Origin of the sequence: Acetobacter sp., assembly GCF_052102375.1 — a bacterium.
GTDB lineage: Bacteria > Pseudomonadota > Alphaproteobacteria > Acetobacterales > Acetobacteraceae > Acetobacter.
In genome coordinates this window covers 1-16,452 of the sequence record NZ_JBQDXI010000008.1, presented here as the reverse complement: position 1 = coordinate 16,452, position 16,452 = coordinate 1, and the positions used below count along the sequence as shown (strand labels likewise).

17 protein-coding genes and 1 riboswitch are annotated in these 16,452 nt (G+C 55.7%); of the genes, 5 read left to right on the top strand and 12 right to left on the bottom strand.

Going from position 1 to position 16,452, the window contains the following annotated elements; all coding sequences use genetic code 11:
* Positions 1-112: 112 nt before the first annotated feature.
* From folE to ACTIDN_RS05055, 8 genes are all read right to left on the bottom strand, one after another.
* Positions 113-727 carry a GTP cyclohydrolase I FolE gene (gene folE, locus ACTIDN_RS05090; protein WP_441376217.1) on the bottom strand — a complete coding sequence of 205 codons (615 nt, stop codon included), beginning with the start codon at positions 725-727 and terminating at the stop codon, positions 113-115.
* A gap of 34 nt (positions 728-761) precedes the next feature.
* Positions 762-1,235: a Co2+/Mg2+ efflux protein ApaG gene (gene apaG, locus ACTIDN_RS05085; protein WP_048838625.1), complete on the bottom strand. Its 474-nt coding sequence runs from the start codon at positions 1,233-1,235 to the stop codon at positions 762-764.
* 174 nt (positions 1,236-1,409) lie between these two features.
* Positions 1,410-2,612, bottom strand: coding sequence for an O-succinylhomoserine sulfhydrylase (gene metZ, locus ACTIDN_RS05080; protein WP_441376216.1), 1,203 nt, complete (start codon positions 2,610-2,612; stop codon positions 1,410-1,412).
* Positions 2,613-2,722: 110 nt separating this feature from the next.
* Positions 2,723-2,802, bottom strand: a riboswitch (SAM riboswitch).
* 112 nt (positions 2,803-2,914) lie between these two features.
* On the bottom strand, positions 2,915-3,889 hold the full coding sequence (locus tag ACTIDN_RS05075) for a hypothetical protein (RefSeq protein WP_441376215.1): 975 nt from the start codon (positions 3,887-3,889) through the stop codon (positions 2,915-2,917).
* 67 nt (positions 3,890-3,956) lie between these two features.
* Complete coding sequence (locus ACTIDN_RS05070; RefSeq protein ID WP_415507364.1) at positions 3,957-4,931, bottom strand: bifunctional GNAT family N-acetyltransferase/(deoxy)nucleoside triphosphate pyrophosphohydrolase; 975 nt, start codon at positions 4,929-4,931, stop codon at positions 3,957-3,959.
* A complete protein-coding gene (locus ACTIDN_RS05065) occupies positions 4,924-6,027 on the bottom strand; it encodes a Rieske 2Fe-2S domain-containing protein (protein WP_415507365.1) in 1,104 nt (367 codons plus the stop codon). Before ACTIDN_RS05065 ends, ACTIDN_RS05070 begins: the two co-directional genes overlap by 8 nt.
* 114 nt (positions 6,028-6,141) lie before the next feature.
* Entirely contained in the window at positions 6,142-6,636 is a 495-nt protein-coding gene (locus tag ACTIDN_RS05060; RefSeq protein WP_415507366.1) for a DUF2721 domain-containing protein, read from the bottom strand.
* A gap of 46 nt (positions 6,637-6,682) precedes the next feature.
* Complete coding sequence (locus ACTIDN_RS05055) at positions 6,683-7,561, bottom strand: ATP-binding protein (RefSeq protein ID WP_415507367.1); 879 nt, start codon at positions 7,559-7,561, stop codon at positions 6,683-6,685.
* Between the two features lie 168 nt (positions 7,562-7,729).
* Between ACTIDN_RS05055 and yajC the strand changes: the two genes are divergently transcribed.
* Positions 7,730-8,035 carry a preprotein translocase subunit YajC gene (gene yajC, locus ACTIDN_RS05050; RefSeq protein WP_415507391.1) on the top strand — a complete coding sequence of 102 codons (306 nt, stop codon included), beginning with the start codon at positions 7,730-7,732 and terminating at the stop codon, positions 8,033-8,035.
* Between the two features lie 97 nt (positions 8,036-8,132).
* On the opposite strand, the gene ACTIDN_RS05045 is transcribed toward yajC, so the two are convergent.
* Complete coding sequence (locus ACTIDN_RS05045; RefSeq protein WP_441376214.1) at positions 8,133-10,397, bottom strand: primosomal protein N'; 2,265 nt, start codon at positions 10,395-10,397, stop codon at positions 8,133-8,135.
* 120 nt (positions 10,398-10,517) lie between these two features.
* Here ACTIDN_RS05045 and ACTIDN_RS05040 point away from each other — a divergent pair, with 120 nt between their 5' ends.
* The 3 genes from ACTIDN_RS05040 to ACTIDN_RS05030 are packed head-to-tail and all read left to right on the top strand — an operon-like array spanning position 10,518 to position 13,436.
* Complete coding sequence (locus ACTIDN_RS05040; protein WP_441376213.1) at positions 10,518-11,480, top strand: tyrosine recombinase XerC; 963 nt, start codon at positions 10,518-10,520, stop codon at positions 11,478-11,480.
* Between the two features lie 30 nt (positions 11,481-11,510).
* Entirely contained in the window at positions 11,511-12,473 is a 963-nt protein-coding gene (gene pip / locus ACTIDN_RS05035; protein ID WP_441376212.1) for a prolyl aminopeptidase, read from the top strand.
* A gap of 3 nt (positions 12,474-12,476) precedes the next feature.
* A complete protein-coding gene (locus tag ACTIDN_RS05030; protein ID WP_441376211.1) occupies positions 12,477-13,436 on the top strand; it encodes a retroviral-like aspartic protease family protein in 960 nt (319 codons plus the stop codon).
* 27 nt (positions 13,437-13,463) lie between these two features.
* On the opposite strand, the gene ACTIDN_RS05025 is transcribed toward ACTIDN_RS05030, so the two are convergent.
* From ACTIDN_RS05025 to ACTIDN_RS05015, 3 genes are all read right to left on the bottom strand, one after another.
* Positions 13,464-13,985 (bottom strand): hypothetical protein, encoded by a 522-nt coding sequence (locus tag ACTIDN_RS05025; protein WP_441376210.1) that lies wholly within the window; start codon positions 13,983-13,985, stop codon positions 13,464-13,466.
* Positions 13,986-14,117: 132 nt separating this feature from the next.
* Positions 14,118-14,504 carry a DUF2809 domain-containing protein gene (locus ACTIDN_RS05020; RefSeq protein ID WP_441376209.1) on the bottom strand — a complete coding sequence of 129 codons (387 nt, stop codon included), beginning with the start codon at positions 14,502-14,504 and terminating at the stop codon, positions 14,118-14,120.
* Positions 14,501-15,394, bottom strand: a complete 894-nt coding sequence (locus ACTIDN_RS05015; RefSeq protein WP_441376208.1) for a LysR family transcriptional regulator — start codon at positions 15,392-15,394, stop codon at positions 14,501-14,503. Before ACTIDN_RS05015 ends, ACTIDN_RS05020 begins: the two co-directional genes overlap by 4 nt.
* Positions 15,395-15,494: 100 nt before the next feature.
* Here ACTIDN_RS05015 and ACTIDN_RS05010 point away from each other — a divergent pair, with 100 nt between their 5' ends.
* Positions 15,495-16,400, top strand: coding sequence for a YeiH family protein (locus ACTIDN_RS05010; protein ID WP_441376207.1), 906 nt, complete (start codon positions 15,495-15,497; stop codon positions 16,398-16,400).
* Positions 16,401-16,452: the final 52 nt, after the last annotated feature.

Genomic DNA, 16,452 nt, shown 5'->3' with positions numbered 1-16,452 from the left:
TGGTGTGTAAGGACTAGCATTGTCAGCAGCACACGCAGTCTGACAGTTAACGCTCTCAAAAGCAGTAGTCTGGTGTTTTGCAGCCGGTGGTATAACCGGCTGCAAAACTACATTACACGCCGCAGGCGGAGGGGCGGTTGAGCAGGGCCAGAAGTTCCTGACGTGTGTCAGAGTTATCGCGGAATACACCCAGCATGGTGCTTGTCACCATAGATACACCGGGGCGGTGTACACCGCGTGTTGTCATGCATTCATGGGCGGACTCAATCAGAACCGCTACCCCTTTTGGCTTCAGCACGTCATTAATTGTGTTGGCAATCTGGGCTGTCAGGCGTTCCTGAATTTGCAAGCGGCGGGCGTAAGCGTCCACCACGCGCGCCAGCTTGGAAATTCCGACCACCCGTTTGCTGGGCAGGTAAGCCACATGGGCACGCCCGATAATGGGGGCTAGGTGGTGCTCGCAATGGCTTTCAAAACGAATGTCCCGCAACAGAACAATTTCGTCATAGCCTTCAACTTCAGAGAAGGTGCGTTGCAGCAGGGTATGGGGGTCCGTGTTGTAACCTTCAAAAAACTCTTCATAAGCACGTACCACGCGTGCTGGTGTGTCCTGTAGGCCTTCACGGTCCGGGCTGTCACCGGCCCAGCGAAGCAGGGTGCGTACCGCACGTTCTGCATCCTGACGGGAGGGGCGGTCGGTGTTGTCGGGCAGAGGGTCTTTGCTCATGCCATTCTCCTGCGTGGGCTGATCGTCAAGTAGTTCAGTGGATCTGTCTGATCTGGAAAGGGCTGTCCAGACTGAAAGCGGGAATAGCAATGTCAAACCGGCGGCCGGTTTTGAAGTCCCGCATCTGGTAAGAACCGGACATGAAGCCGCTGGCCGTTGTAAGGGAGACGCCCGATGTATAGTCAAACCCGGACTGGGGGCGGATTACGGGCAGTTCACCCACTACGCCTTCACCATGCACATATTCCGTGCGGCCGCCAGCATCCGTAATGTGCCACGTCCGCTCCATGAGCTGCACAGTGGCTGGACCGGCATTCTCAATGCGGATGCGGTAGACCCAGCAATAGATATTATCATCAGGTTCGGATTGGTCAGGAAGCCAGAACACCTGCACCATGACGCGCACACCATCGGTCTCGGCTTCATACGCCGGAACAGAGGCAAACAGTTCGTTCAGTGCATCTTCCGGGTCCTGAGACATGGGCGGAGAAGCCGACCAATCGGGCATAAGGCGCTCGTGCTCCTGCATGATGGAAACTGTGTTGCTGCACAGGGAAAAGTCAGTGTGTGCAAACACAATGGGCAGTTGGACCCTAGCCCCTATCATGAAGTGGAAAGCCAGAAAAGCCGTCCGTACCCTTTCTACCATCCCAGCGTGGCAGAAAGGGCACGAAAAAACGGTTTAGCGCTGCGGCAGCGCTGCAATGCCTCGCGCTAGGTCATCAATCAGGTCAGCGCTGTCTTCCAGCCCGACTGAGAAGCGGATGGCCCCATCAGAAATGCCAAGGCGCGCACGCTCTTCTGCACCAATTTTCATGTGGGTCGTGGTGGCAGGATGAGTCACCAGAGAGCGTGCATCCCCCAGATTATTGGAAATTGCAATCAGTTGCAGAGCGTTCATGAAAGCGAATGCGCCTTCCTGCCCGCCAGCTACTTCAAAGGCAATCATGCTGCTGCCACCGCTCATCTGCTTCTGGGCCAGTTCATATTGCGGGTGATCTTTGCGGCCCGGGTAACGCACGCTGATAATACCCGGAGCCTCTGCCAGATAATCAGCAACCATTGCCGCATTGCGGGCCATGGCATCTACGCGCAGGGAAAGGGTTTCAAGCCCTTTTAGCATGACCCATGCATTGAAAGGGGAGAGCGCATTGCCGGTATTGCGGGTAAAGGGCTGGAGTGTTTCCGTAATCCAGTCCTTGCGGCCCAATACGGCCCCGCCAAGCACGCGGCCCTGTCCGTCAATGTGCTTGGTACAGGAGTACACAACAACGTCTGCGCCCAGTTCCAGTGGTTTCTGATAAAGCGGAGAGGCAAAAACGTTATCAACCACAACCAGCGCACCCGCCTTATGGGCCAGATCGGAAATGGCCTGAAGGTCCAGCACATCCAGCATGGGGTTGGATGGGCTTTCCAGCAGTACTGCCGCGGTGGGTTTGGAGAGGGCTTCAGCCCAGGCGTTCAGGTCTCCGCCATCCACAAATACAGTTTCTACGCCATATTGGGGGAGCAGGTTGGCAACAATCCAGTGGCATGAGCCAAAGAGAGCACGGGATGCAACAACGCGCTGACCAGCCCGAACATGGGAAAGGAGCGCGGAGGAAACAGCGCCCATGCCCGTGGAGGTCGCAACGCAGGCCTCTGCCCCTTCAAGGTCAGCAAGGCGGCGTTCAAGGGCAGTCACGGTAGGGTTGGCAAAGCGGCTGTACTGATAATGCTCAACTTCGCCGGTAAAGGTTTTAGCTGCCTGTTCGGCGTTGTCATAAACAAAGCCAGAGGTCAGAAAGAGGGCCTCGCTGGTTTCACCAAACTCGGTGCGTTCCAGCCCAGCATGGAGCAGGCGGGTGGCGGGGCGCCATGCGGAAGGTGTTTTATGGTCGCTCATAACGAAATATCCGGTTCTTTCCTGCGCATAACGGGCTGAAGAGAGACACGGAGGGGCTGTGTTTCCGCTTCAGTCATTATGCTCACCTGACCGTGGAAACAATGGACAGAATACTGCTGCCCAAAGCCTCTTTAGCGCGCTTTTTTAACCTCGCCGCAAGCCGGCCTTACAAATCACGAGGGCTGGGTGCAGAAAATTCAAAGCACCAAACTGAACTGTTTATGCGAAAGCGGCCCTGTTTCGTCAAGAGTGGATTATGCCTCGTCTGCTGTGCTTGAGATGCAGGACCAAAGTGCTTGCGGTCAGTTGTCCAATAGGAAGCGCATTTTAAAGATGTGAGCCAGATGAGGCGGGAGAGAGGCGTCCGATGCTGGCGGCTTCACCTTATCACTCTCTAAATACGTTACGACTGAAAGCGCAAAATCCTGGCCGCCAATTGTCTTGGTGGCCTTGCAGTGCCACGTTTTGTCTGTGGGATTAAGAAACTGGCATGAGACGGAAACAAGCCCTTCACGCCCATCCTGAAGTGCTGCGAACGGGTAGAGATGTTGATTGCCGCTGACGCGCAGGAAGTCCATCATATTTTCTGTTTTAACAGGGTAGGCGAGTTTGTTTTTGCCATAAAACTCTGCGTCGTCCTTTGCTTCAGCCTGAAGCAGCCACGCGCGGAAGAGTTTTATGCGTTGGCGCAGGCTCTCGGTTGTAAAGGGGACGGTGTAAGGCGCATGCCCCGGAGATGTAATCTGAAAACTGAAAGTGGGTTTTCGGGCGAGGGTATAACCATCGTCAAAAGAAACAAACAGAGGGTTTACTGCCGGAAAAGGGGGATAGATGAGAGTGGAGTTATTATTTTTTCCGGCAGGCAGAAAAGCAAGTGTCTCTTCTTTTTGTCGTGCTGGCGTGTCCGTGTTGGTTGCTGAAAAAACCAGACGATTAAAGAGAAGGGAGTTCACGGCAATAGCGCTTTCCCGCCCAGCGCCTGTTTCCGGCACATGAATGGCAGACACAGAAAGTTTGTAGCGCGATACGGCAACAAACCCTGAAGGCAGGGCTGTTGCCTCAAACGTCATGGCAGTGGCTTCAGGCAGGTCAGGTGGAAGCTGAAGGTTAAGCTGTGCAAACAAGGTTTCAAGTTTTGCACGTGGATAGGGAGCAACTGTAGCGGGGGCATTCCATGTTGAGGATTGGTTGCCGTATAAGGCCCGTTCTGTTGAGTCAGGCAGTTTGCATGCACTCAGCAGTAGCAGGGGTAAGAGAAGGCGATAATATGCAGTCATGAAAAAATCTTGGTTGAACTGGTGTTATAAAAAGAGCCTAGGCGGAAAATATTCTGACGAAACTGTTTTACAGCAGTTCCTGCAACAGTGGCACAAAAGGCAGGTCTGCATCTGGCATGGGATAGTTGCGTAATTCGCTGGTTGGCACCCACGCCAGTTCCTGCCCTTCACGCCCGGTAGGGGTGCCGGTCCAGCGGCGGCATAGGTACAGGGGCATTAAAAGGTCAAACGTGGCGTAGCTGTGCGATGCAAACGTGAACGGCGCAAGGCAGGAGCGGGAAATATCCACCCCAAGTTCTTCCTCCAACTCCCGAATAAGAGCGGCTTCTGGAGATTCTCCGGGCTCAATTTTGCCACCGGGAAACTCCCATAATCCGGCAAGGCTTTTACCTTCCGGCCGGCGGGCCAGCAGAATACGACCATCCTTATCCACCAAAGCGGCAGCAGAGACGAGCACCAGCTTGCGGGTAGGGGCGGAGGATGCGGGTAAGTCCGTTTCTGCGCGTGTCATTTCAAAAACCTTGACTGGATGGTCCGTGCCACGAGCAACAAACATCTGACGGTCTGTGCCAATGGGTTTGAAGCCTGCATGTTCCAGCACACGGGCGGAAGCATGATTATCTTCAGCCACAATCCCGCGCAGACAGGTGATATCCAGATTGGCTAAGGCCCACCGTGCCAGGCGGGATGCGGCCTTGGTAGCAATACCTTGCCCCCAGTAAGCACGACCAACCCAGTAGCCAAGCAGGCCGATGCGGCCTGTTTGTGGTTTATCTTCCACACGCAGGCCCACGCAGCCTACAAACTGGCCCGCAGCATCCAGAATGGCAAAATGGTAGCCCTGCTTGGCTCGATGCATGGTGATGGTGGCGGCAATCCAGTCATCAGCCAGATCACGCGGGTATGGGAAGGGGAGGCGGCTGAGCATACGCACCACTTCCCAGTCATTCACCAGATTGTGGAGAATTGCGGCGTCGTCGGGTAACAGGGGACGCAGCCGGTAAGGGGCTGCGTCCAGAACCAGCGTTGTCAGTTCAGGCATTTTTGGCAGGAGCAGGCGGTACGCCACATTCTGCTAACAGGCCGCGCAGCGCGTTAATGACTGGGAACACTTCCACATTGTGGTCTCCGCCCAGTTCACGCCATGCTTTTTGCTCCAGTTCCACAATCTCGCGGTCTTCGGCAAAAATCCGCTCGGTAAAGGCGACAAGGAAAGGCCATGCCAGTTCCAGAACGCCAGGAATTTTGGGGCGCTTAACCGAGAGCAGGCCAAAGGTGCGGTTCGTGAGTTCTGCTTCGTCCTGCGGCGTATAGACAATCCATAAATCCATCACAGGGTCTTCATCCCCTGTCTGGATGCGGAGTGTCTGGTAGGGATATTCCGTCCGGATGGTCATGACATCCCGATGCTGGAATTTTTCGGAAGCGTCTCGGCGTTCGCCAAAAATCAGGGCTTCACCCAGCGGCTGCTTGCCGCTTGTGCGCGCAAAGGAATAGCGCGCTTCCACCAATCCGGCTTCCCGTTTCTGGCCCAGAAAACGCGGGCGCATCTGGCCCATCTGCTTCATGTGCATGAACTGATGGTTCATATCCATCAGGTTCTCGTGCATGAAGCTGTAATGGCAGCCAACTTCCTGCCCGAAGGAACGGGTTTTGTAAGCGGGGTCTCCCACACGAGCCAGACGGGGCGGCAAAGGCGTTGTATCAGCCTTGTCGGGATCTCCGGGGAAAACGAAAATCAGGCCATCCTGCTCCCGGCACGGATAGGTACGCACACCGTTAGGGAGCTTTCCCTTGCCCAGATAAGGCACATCAATACAGCGGCCAGAGCGGCCATAAGCCCAGCCATGGTAGCAGCATTGTACTGCGTGGCCGGTTACCTTGCCTTTGCTCAGAGGGACCTGACGATGCGCACAACGGTCTTCCAGCGCAAAAACAGACCCTTCTTCTGGGCGTACAAGCGCTATGGGCTGGCCAGCATAACGGGTGCCAATGGTCTTGCCGGGCTTCAGTTCCTTGGACCAAGCGACAGGGTACCAGAAATCCGGGTTAGACCTGACGCGCCGCAAGTCAACCTTGGGTGGCACCGCGTCTGACGGGTGCGTCTGGGCTTGGGTGTCAGTCTGCGTCTGGTCCATCTCGCCTCGATTGCTCTACCTGCCTGAGGTGCGCCACGCCGGCACACCATTAATGAAAGCTATGCAACCCTATATTAAGGAAAGAGGCAAGGCGCAGGCAAAAGGAAGGCGTGCTCAAACGCCCTTTGGCATGGGACGGGGCAGCGGACCTTCACGTTTGAGGCCGTGCCAGGAAATAAGGCTATCTCCCAAAAACAGGGCCAATGCACCGACTGTGCAACTAAGCGCCAGGCCAAACATGACAACCAGCCAGGTGGCTACGGAAGAATCGCGCACACTTCCCAAAAACAGCACAAAAGCCGCACCGCAGGAGGACGCGCCGCCAAGGCCCCCTGCCAGAATGGCAGCATCAAGCATGAGTGTGCGCCGGTGTAGCCGGACAAGGTGGCGCTCAAGCGTTTTGTTGCGTGCCACGTCATCATTATCGTCGGTCAGCAGAGCATTGGCCTGTTCAATATGGTCAGAGACCCGCGCCAGACGCGTGTTGAAGAGGTTTAGTAATGTCCCGATACCTGACAGCATGAAGACAGGCGTGAGAGCGATTTGGATGATGTGAGCGACACTATCAACTGGTTCACCAGAAATGCCTCCAAAAATGGGGAGGGCCATAAGCAAAAAGTCCTTAGTCAGTGTTTAAAGTGGGGAGACATCAAAGTTATCGGCTTTGGGCGAGCTGGGCGGTCAGGTCTTCAATGAATTGAAAAGCAACACGCCCTGAGCGGCTGCCACGCGTGATAGCCCACGTATTGGCGCGCGCCGTTAACTCTGCATCTGTCAGGGGCAGGGCGCGCTCTTTCGCGTAGGTGCGTACCATATCAAGAAACACGTCTTGCGGGCAGGCATGAAAGCCAAGCCAGAGCCCAAAACGGTCTGAAAGAGAGACTTTTTCTTCTGTGGCTTCAGACGGATTGATGGCTGAGGCGCGTTCGTTCTCTATCATGTCACGCGGCATCAGGTGCCTGCGGTTAGATGTGGCGTAAAACAGAACATTCTCTGGCCGACCTGCAATGCCACCATCCAGCACAGATTTGAGGGCTTTGTAGTCTCGGTCCTCTTTTTCAAAAGAGAGGTCATCACAGAAAATAATAAACCGGCGTGGGCTTTCGCGCAGCAGAGCCAGTAGTTCTGGCAGCGTGGCAAGGTCTTCGCGCTGAATTTCGAGCAGAACAACACGCCCATGGCCGGGTTGGCAGGCTTTGCCGTCACTCTGGTTGACAAGAGCATGCGCCCCTTTGACCAGTGACGACTTACCCATGCCGCGTGCGCCCCATAGCATGGCATTATTGGCGGGCAGGCCGCGGGCAAAATTCTCTGTATTGTCCAGCAGGGTCTGGCGCTGGTGGTCCACACCTTGCAATAGGCTGGCCTCTACATGCGCAACATGGGGTACAGGCAGCAGGCGGCCTTGCTCGGGCAGCCATACAAAAGCATCAGCCTTGTCCACTCCGTTTAGGGTGGGGGCAGGGGGTGAGAGGCGTTCAAGGGCTGCGGCAATGCGGTCCAGCACAGAAAGTTCTGTTGGGTCTGTTACCATGAAACATTGCTCCTGCTGGCTGTTTTGCTGGGTAGGGATGCGAAAACTAAACCAGATGGCAGCCAGAAGAAAGGGCTGGACAACAGACAGGCGCTTGACGCACCTGTAGCTAAAATTATGGTCAGCCCGTTTGCTGGTGCAACCAGCGTTAGTTTGAAAGCCGTTTCCATGTCCGACGTTATGTCATTTTTGCCATTTGTTGGCGTTTTCGCCATCATGTATTTTCTGCTTATCCGCCCGCAGCAGCAGCGCCAGAAGCAACTGCGGAACGAGCTGAAATCCCTTCGCCGGGGTGACCGTATTGTCACAGCAGGCGGTATTATTGGCGTTGTGCAGAAAAGCCGCGAAGACACGAACGAAGTGGAAGTGGAAATTGCCCCCAACGTGCGGGTCATGGTCCTGCGTGACACCATTACAACCGTTCTGACCAGCACGGCAAAACCGGCTAACGATGTAGAAAAAGCCAAAAAATAAGAGTGTCGCTCTACGGCTCTGCTCTGCAACCAGTTTGACACCCAAGAGAAGGAGCCAGACTGGCTCCTTTTTTTATACTGGCAGTACAGTTCAGCCGTTACAGGAACGAGATTGGGTCTATATCCACATCTATGCGCACAGTCCTGCCGGGTTTAACCATCCCAAGCCAGCGCCGAAGGATAGGTTGTACGGCAATAGTGCGCACGGTGCGTAATAACAGACGGCGGCGGTGCCTGTTGCGGAGCACGGCGATAGGGGCTGGAACGGGGCCGAGAACCTGTATCCCCTCACCATAGGGGGCAACACGGGCTAACGCTGCGGCTGTGGCGTCAGCCTCCTTGGCATCATCAGCACTGATAATCAGAGCTGCCAGTCTGCCATAAGGGGGCCAGAAACCGGGGCGACGTTGTTCGGCCTCCTGCGCCATGAAGGCATCAAAATCACCAGAAACAAGGGCCTGCATGACCGGGTGCATGGGTGTGTAGCTTTGCAGTAACACGCGCCCCGGTGTACTGGCGCGCCCCGCACGGCCTGCAACCTGATGCAGAAGTTGGATGGTGCGCTCGCCTGCGCGCAGGTCTGCGCCCCCGAGGCCCAGATCAGCATCCACAATACCAACAAGAGTCAGGTGCGGAAAATGCCAGCCTTTGGCTACAACTTGCGTGCCGATAATCAGGTCAACCTCGCGGCGGGAAATTTTGGCGACTGCTTCTGCCGTGGCAGCGGGGCCACCCAAGGTGTCGCTGGCCATGACCAGAATACGGGCATCAGGGAAAAGGTGTCTGGCTTCTTCGGTAATACGTTCAATGCCGGGGCCAATAGCCGTCAGGCTGTCGTCTGCCCCACAGGTGGGGCAGGCTGCGGGCATGGGTTCTGTATGGTCGCAATAATGGCAGGAGAGAAGTTTTTTGGCCCTATGTTCAACCAGCCATGCGGTGCAGTGTGGGCACTCCATCCGGTGCCCGCAGGTGCGGCAAAGGGTCAAAGGGGCATAGCCTCTCCGGTTCAGGAACAGCATGGCCTGCTCCTGCCGCGCAAAGGTGGCTGTCAATTCTTCTGTCAGGACAGGAGATAAAAACAGGCCGCGCGGGGGGGGGTGCTCGCGCATGTCCAAAATTTGTGTGTCTGGCAGGGATGCCCCCCCGTGGCGGGAGGGAAGTGTCAGGTGCCGGTAACGGCCCGCTTCGGCATTGGCCAGCGTTTCCAGACTGGGCGTGGCAGAGACCAGCGCCATGGGAAAGCCTGAAAGCCTTGCCCGTACCACGGCCATGTCCCGCGCGTTGTAAATGACACCTTCTTCCTGCTTGAACAGGCTTTCGTGCTCCTCATCCACAATAATAAGGCCAAGATTGGCAAAGGGTAGAAAGAGAGCAGAGCGTGCGCCGACCACAACAGTCGCACTACCATTGGCTGTGCTGTGCCACGTCAGCCGGCGGGCACGCTGCCCGATTTCCGAGTGCCAGACGGCAGGTTCTGCCCCAAAGCGGCGTACAAAGCGCTGCATCCATTGGGCAGAAAGAGCAATTTCCGGCAACAGCACCAAAGCCTGTTTGCCCTGCTCAAGGCAGGCGGCAATGGCTTCCAGATAAATTTCTGTTTTGCCGGAGCCTGTTACCCCTTCCAGCAACGTGACGGAAAAACCCCCATCGCGCACGGTCTGGCGTAATGCTGCGGTTGCAGTTTCCTGCTCGCCTTCCAGAACGGGCGGGTTATGGTGTGGGTCTGGTGCTGCAAATATCCGCTCGGGACCAAGTTTGACGCTTTGTAGGGCCTTGGCATCAGCCAGTCCCTTCACAACACCGGGGCCAACCCCTGCGGCAGAGGCAAGGTCCGTTGTGGTACGGGCAATGCCATCTTTTAAACGATCGAGAATTTTCTGGCGGGCAGGAGTAATGCGGAGTGTTGGTGGCAGAGGGTCGGCCAGTAGCCAGCCCATACTGGGTACTGGTACGCCACGCATATGCAGCCGCAGGGTCATGGCCAGCACCATGCCGGGCGGTGAGAGCGTATAGGCTGCTACCCAGTCAATAAAGTACCGCAATTCTGCAGAAAGAGGCGGGAGGTCCAGCAGTTCCGCCACCGGCCGCAGGCGGGCTGCCTCTACGGTCCGTTGCGGGGGAGGGGCAAAATCAGCCGGAAGAGAGGGGCTACTTTCCCACACCACACCGGTTTCCTGCCTGCGGCCAAGGGGCACCACCACAATATCGCCCGGCTGCAAGGGCATGTCAGCAGGTGCTGCATAGTCAAACGGGCCGGGGAAAGGCATTGGCAGCAGCACTGCCACACGTCGCCGCGCCTGCTTTGTGGCAGACGGCGGGGGCGCATCATCATGCAGGAGGGATGAGAATGAGGCTGGCTCCATACCCCTCTTTCTAAGCGGGTGAGGCCTTAAAGAACAGTGCTTGCGTATTCAGAAAAACTCTGAACAACTAAAGCACTGCTCATGGTAGGTAACCAGCAGAAAGTGAGTGGGAGAAAGAGCATGACGGCGGAGCAGGCAGTTCAGGCCTTTCTGGCATGGATGACCGCTGAGCGCAGGGCTTCCCCGCTGACTATAGAGGCTTATCAGCATGATCTGGCCCGCTTTATGGCGTTTATGAGCGAGCATCTGGGTGGCCTGCCAGATATGGCAGGGCTGGCCAAGATAAGCCTGCGGGATATGCGGGCATGGCTTGCGCATGAGCAAACATGGGCCATGAGCACCACCGTCCGTAAAACTACACCGGACCGTGCAGCCCGTACGCGCTCCCGCCGTGTCTCTGCTGTGCGGTCATTTTTCCGGTATCTGGCGCGGCGGCAGGGGGTGGAAAATGCCGCTGTGAGCCTGTTGGCAACACCACGCACAAAAAAACCGCTCCCAAGGCCTTTAAGTGTACCAGATGCCAAAGCCGTGCCGCAGGACATAGGGGATGTTGCCCATACTGAAATGGCACGCAGGCGGGATGCCGCCCTGTTTCTGCTTTTATACGGATGTGGGCTACGTATTTCTGAGGCCTTGAACCTGAATGTGGCTGATCTTGCCACCATGCGTGGCAGTGGTGTGCTGCGGATTAAAGGAAAAGGAAATAAAGAGCGTTTGGTGCCGGTTCTGCCGCAGGTGCAGCAGGGGCTGGAGAACTGGCTCAAGCACCATCCGTCCCCCCATGCGGCTGACCCTTTGTTCCCCGGTGTGCGTGGCAAGCGCTTGCAGGCCGGGGTGGCACAAAAAGCCATGCGAGAGTGGCGGGCGTTGGCCGGGTTGCCAGAGACCGCAACACCCCATTCTCTTCGCCATTCCTTCGCAACGCACTTGATGGAGGGCGGCGCAGACCTGCGTGTTATTCAGGAGTTGTTAGGTCACGCAAGTTTGTCCACCACCCAGCGTTACACCTTGGCGGATGAAGCACGCTTGCTGGACGTATGGGCGCGGGCCCACCCACGGGCCCAAGGCGGCAGCAAACCTTAATTTTGCATATTATAGAAAGGAGCACGCCCTATGTCTTTTCCTTACCGTGACCCATGGCCAGCCATTCAGCCTTACGCCTATGGATACCTTGATACCGGAGAAGGGCATCAGGTTTACTGGGAGGAATGTGGTAACCCGGATGGTATTCCAGTCGTGTTTCTGCACGGCGGGCCGGGCGGCGGGTGCAATCCTGCGCAGCGGCGGCTGTTTAACCCGTCTCTTTACCGCATTGTTCTGTTCGACCAGCGCGGATGTGGGCGCTCCAAACCGCATGCATCTTTGGAAAACAATACGACATGGCATCTGGTTGCCGATATTGAGCGGCTGCGCGTACAGCGCGGTGTAGAGCAATGGGCTGTATTTGGTGGGTCATGGGGGTCCACTCTAGCCTTGGCTTATGCTCAATCCCATCCGGATCGTGTGACTGCCCTTATGTTACGTGGTATTTTCACGCTGCGGCGGGCAGAACTGCTCTGGTATTATCAGGAAGGCGCATCATGGCTCTTTCCGGACAAATGGGAGGAGTTTTTGGCCCCCATTCCGGTGGAAGAGCGGGGGGACCTTATGGCAGCCTACCGCAAACGCCTGACCTCTGAGGACAAAGAGGTTCAGCATGAGGCGGCGGTGGCATGGAGCTTGTGGGAAGGCCGGACCCTGACGCTCTTGCCTGCCCCGGAAATTGAAAGCCAGCATGAGGAGGCGGGATATGCCCTCGCGTTCTCACGTATTGAAAACCATTATTTTGTAAATGCTGGCTGGCTGGAAGAAGGGCAGCTTATCCGCAATGTGGACAGTATCAGGCACATTCCAACCGTTATCGTGCAAGGCCGGTACGATATGGCAACGCCCGTACGGACCGCATGGGACCTGCACAAGGCGTGGCCTGAAGCAGAATTTCATATTATCGATGCCGCAGGTCATGCCCTGTTTGAACCCGGTATTCTTGCAGCCCTGCTTGCTACAACAGACCGCTTTGCGCGTGAGTTAGGGTAAGCCATGCGCCTTATACGCCTGATGCAGGCTGCCGGACTGCTGGCGGGTGCTTTGATGGTGCCAGTAGCAGGGTATGCAGCGGAGGGCGTATGTGAGCGCCAACTTCTGGCACATATCCCCCTGCGAAATGACGCGGGATTTTTGAGTAGCCCGGTGCAACTGAATGGTCATGCTGCCAGCATGATTATAGATACCGGTTCCGAAGGAAGCCTGATTTCCCCTGAAGGCGCAGATGCCTTTGGCCTGCCCCTAGACCCTGCAAGGCATACTGTGGTGCAGGGTACAGGCGGGAATGGGCGATTGGTCCCCAATGTTCTGGTCAGATCATTTGTTATGGGTGGCGTAGAAAACGGCCCGGTGTCAGTGCCCGTTGGGTATCTACCCAGCAAACCACCCGTGCATCCCCCTATTGAGGGCCTAGTTGGGGGAGATCTGCTGTCCCGTTACGATGTGGAGTTTAACGTGGCGGAGGGGTGGCTCAATTTCTGGGCGCCCGATACAGATACAGCGTCACCCGGATGTGCTGGGCCACAAAACTGGCATGTCATCTATCGTGCACTACCCATGCAGTTTGATGGGCGGCGTGTGTCCATTCAGGTGGAGTTGGACGGACACCCTCTCAAAGCCCTTGTGGATAGCGGTGCGCGTTCCCGTATTGTGTCAGAATCTGCCGTAAAACGGCTTGGGGTGTCTGCCGCAACACTGGCAGCGGACCCCGGAGGTGTCACCAGCGGTTTGGATGGGCGCGGGCAGGTGTACCATTGGCACAAATTTGAGACGCTAAAATATGGTCTGGAAGAAGAAAAACAGCCAGTTCTGACCGTGGTCAGTATTCATGACGCGGCAGATATGCTGTTGGGGGCAGACTGGTTTGCATCCCATAGGGTCTGGATTTCTTATCGTACGGGCAAGCTGTATGTCATGCCATCCGCTGTGCGTTTGAAAAAACCGGAGCACCCGTAAGGGCACTCCGTAAAAATACGGTGTATTTTATTCGCTTTTAAGACGTGTATTGCACTGGCTGTAGTAGCCGCCGCCTTTCTGAATCCATTTCAGAGACCCGTTGCCGCCTTTTTCCTTGTTGGCATTATACTGGTCCAGACAGGTTTTCATGCGGGCTTTACCGGCTGACAGTTTTGAATACTGGTCAGCAACCGCGCTGGGGAACACTACGCCAGCAGTAGAGGCAGCGGCGGCAGCAGATTTGGGTGCTGTGGCCGGTGTTGTAGCAGCAGGGGTGCTAGCAACAGTTGGTTTTTCGGTTTTTGGCGCAGTGGCTGGAGTGTCCGCAGCGGGGGCTTTGGTGGCTGCATCAGTCGTGGCGGCAGCCGTGTCACAGCTTGCTGCTTTGTATTCTTTGTAGCTCTGGCCAGTTACCGTGCCCGCTTTGCGTGCAGCGGTATAGTTCTGATGGCATTCTTTAGATGTCAGAGCATGGGCGGCAGGTGCTGAAAGAGCGGTTGCACAGCTAAGGGCCAGAGTGGCCAGCATAATGCGAGTAGAAGAGATCATACTCATAATACCTTGTTGCGTATCAGGCTATTCGGGCGGCCCCATGCCGCCATAACCTGCTACATAGTTCTTAAATCATAAGCCTATGCCTGTAGATGGAAAAGGGGAGAAAGAAAATTAAGATTTAAAGTATTATAGACGGCCTAACAAACAAGAAAAAACAAGAATTGCGGCTGTATAAACACCAATATTAGCCCAGGCAAAATGATGCCCTAGCAGAAAACCACCTAAAGCTGTCATACGGACATGGTCCAAAGCGGGCGTGTGCAGAAGTTTAAGGCCTTCTGTCAGCGCGGCACACAGGCAGGCTAACACTGCAATAAACCATCGAGGCTTTGCAGGCATACAAAAAGCAAAACAGCACCAGATCATGCTGCCCCATAACGCAGAGCCACCCCATTTGGTCACGAAGAACGGTAGCCCCAGCGGTATTTTCCGTAGAACAACACCCGCCAGAATGCAGCCGATCAACCAGAGCAGAAGCTTCAGGCGTGAGGTCGGGCGCAAAAGCTGCGTCATGCGTTTGTCTGCCCGGTTTGTAAAAGAGCCAGAAAAGCCTGAGCGGTACGGGTGTGGTAACGTTCTCGGTGGCGGAGGCTCTGAAAAAAACGGGGTGCCAGAGGCACATCAAGCGCCACGACCTGCCCGGCAGCCAAAGATGTCCGCACAACGTATTCAGATAATCCTGCAAGACCTACGCCGTTTTGTGTGGCGTTTAAAACAGCCTCGTTAGAAGGGAGGGTCATGCCAACATTCAGGCTGGCGGCGCAACATCCAGCCTGCTCAAGAGCGTCTTCAAAGCTGGAGCGTGTCCCGGATCCTTTTTCACGCATTACCCAGACTGCCTGTGAAAGATCCTCTGCTGTAACAGGGGTTTTATGCACCAGAGGGTGGGTGGGATATGCAATGATAGTCAGGCGGTCTTGCCCGATACTCTCCTGTTGCAGGAGCGGGTGAGAAACAACGCCTTCTACTAGTCCCACTTCACACTGGCCCTGAATAACGGCCTCTGAAACCTCGTGCGAGTTGCCAATCTGCACATCCAGCGTAATCGCGGGATAGAGCAGGCGGAACTGGGCTAGCCGTTCTGGCAGCCAGTAGCTGGCAATTGTCTGGCTGGCATAAATGCTCAAATGTCCCGTTTTGAGTGTACCAAGGTCGGCAAGCATGGCCTCTGCCTGACCTGCACGCGCCATAACGGCACGTGCTTCCACCAGAAACAACCGCCCATATTCGTTCAGGACGATGCCTCTTCCCACGCGGTCAAACAGCTTCAGGCCGTAGCGCTCTTCCAATGCCGCAATGGCGTTACTGACAGCAGACTGCGTGAGGTTAAGGGCCTGACTTGCCGCAGTGACATGCTGCCGCTCAGCGACAGCAATAAAAATACGGAGTTGCTCAAGGGTCATGTAATCAATCTCAAAACCGGATTATTTCCATAGATATAATCCGTTGGAATTATCAATACTAAAAATTCAGTGTGCTGCCAGCGTCAGGAGGCGAGGCAGCATGAACATCCCCAACCAGTTTTGTACATCCTTCACCCGACAGGGCCGCAGACTAGTAAGCTGTGGCGGAAGGTTTATTCACGGCGTTACACTGTGCCTTGGAGTGACATTACTGGCTGTTATTGGTGCGTGGGCGCAACGTGCTGCATTTGGTACAGTCTGGCTGGAAGAACTGGTGCTGGCAATTCTATTGGGCATAGGTTTGCGAGCACTGTACGAACCGACCGCTACCATGCTGGTCGGTATTCGTTTTTGTGCCAAGCAAGTGCTGGATGTTGCAGTGATGTTGCTGGGGCTTTCCATCAGCACACATATGCTGTTTGGCAAAGGGGTAGCGTTACCGCTAGGCATTGCCCTGTTTGTTGCCATCGCTATCGCCACGTCTTACGCTATTGGCAGACTATTTGGGCTTCCGCACCGTATGGCAACCTTGATTGCCTGTGGGAATGCCATTTGCGGAGACTCTGCCATTGCCGCCATTGCTCCCGTTATTGACGCAGAGGGGGAGGATGTCGCCGCTTCCATCTCTTTTACGGCATTGTTGGGCGTAGCGCTGGTTCTGCTTTTGCCACTGTCTGTTACTCTTCTGCATATGCAGGCGCTGCAATACGGGGCGTTGGCCGGTTTAACGGTGTATGCCGTGCCACAAGTATTGGCCGCCACAGCCCCTGCAGGGGCTAGCGCTGTTCAGTTCGGGACGTTGATCAAACTGACACGTGTTTTCATGCTGGGGCCTGTTGTTATTTTTCTTGCCTGTATTGTACGCAAAACAGCTAAAAACAGGTCTGGCGCTATAAGTGTACCACGCACTGACGCAGATTTTGCGGTAAAAAACGCCATGCTGCATCAGTGTCTGCCGTGGTTTATCCTTGGTTTTCTGGGTTTGGCCGTGCTGCGGTCTGTGTGAGGTGGTCCCGTCCGTTCGGACAGTTTTGCGGGCTTGATAAGCTATACCCGGT

Coding starts and splice junctions, on each gene's coding strand:
- folE (WP_441376217.1), bottom strand. CDS start 727: ATGAGCAAAGACCCTCTGCCCGACAACACCGACCGCCCCTCCCGTCAG.
- apaG (WP_048838625.1), bottom strand. CDS start 1,235: ATGCCCGATTGGTCGGCTTCTCCGCCCATGTCTCAGGACCCGGAAGAT.
- metZ (WP_441376216.1), bottom strand. CDS start 2,612: ATGAGCGACCATAAAACACCTTCCGCATGGCGCCCCGCCACCCGCCTG.
- ACTIDN_RS05075 (WP_441376215.1), bottom strand. CDS start 3,889: ATGACTGCATATTATCGCCTTCTCTTACCCCTGCTACTGCTGAGTGCA.
- ACTIDN_RS05070 (WP_415507364.1), bottom strand. CDS start 4,931: ATGCCTGAACTGACAACGCTGGTTCTGGACGCAGCCCCTTACCGGCTG.
- ACTIDN_RS05065 (WP_415507365.1), bottom strand. CDS start 6,027: ATGGACCAGACGCAGACTGACACCCAAGCCCAGACGCACCCGTCAGAC.
- ACTIDN_RS05060 (WP_415507366.1), bottom strand. CDS start 6,636: ATGGCCCTCCCCATTTTTGGAGGCATTTCTGGTGAACCAGTTGATAGT.
- ACTIDN_RS05055 (WP_415507367.1), bottom strand. CDS start 7,561: ATGGTAACAGACCCAACAGAACTTTCTGTGCTGGACCGCATTGCCGCA.
- yajC (WP_415507391.1), top strand. CDS start 7,730: ATGTCCGACGTTATGTCATTTTTGCCATTTGTTGGCGTTTTCGCCATC.
- ACTIDN_RS05045 (WP_441376214.1), bottom strand. CDS start 10,397: ATGGAGCCAGCCTCATTCTCATCCCTCCTGCATGATGATGCGCCCCCG.
- ACTIDN_RS05040 (WP_441376213.1), top strand. CDS start 10,518: ATGACGGCGGAGCAGGCAGTTCAGGCCTTTCTGGCATGGATGACCGCT.
- pip (WP_441376212.1), top strand. CDS start 11,511: ATGTCTTTTCCTTACCGTGACCCATGGCCAGCCATTCAGCCTTACGCC.
- ACTIDN_RS05030 (WP_441376211.1), top strand. CDS start 12,477: ATGCGCCTTATACGCCTGATGCAGGCTGCCGGACTGCTGGCGGGTGCT.
- ACTIDN_RS05025 (WP_441376210.1), bottom strand. CDS start 13,985: ATGATCTCTTCTACTCGCATTATGCTGGCCACTCTGGCCCTTAGCTGT.
- ACTIDN_RS05020 (WP_441376209.1), bottom strand. CDS start 14,504: ATGACGCAGCTTTTGCGCCCGACCTCACGCCTGAAGCTTCTGCTCTGG.
- ACTIDN_RS05015 (WP_441376208.1), bottom strand. CDS start 15,394: ATGACCCTTGAGCAACTCCGTATTTTTATTGCTGTCGCTGAGCGGCAG.
- ACTIDN_RS05010 (WP_441376207.1), top strand. CDS start 15,495: ATGAACATCCCCAACCAGTTTTGTACATCCTTCACCCGACAGGGCCGC.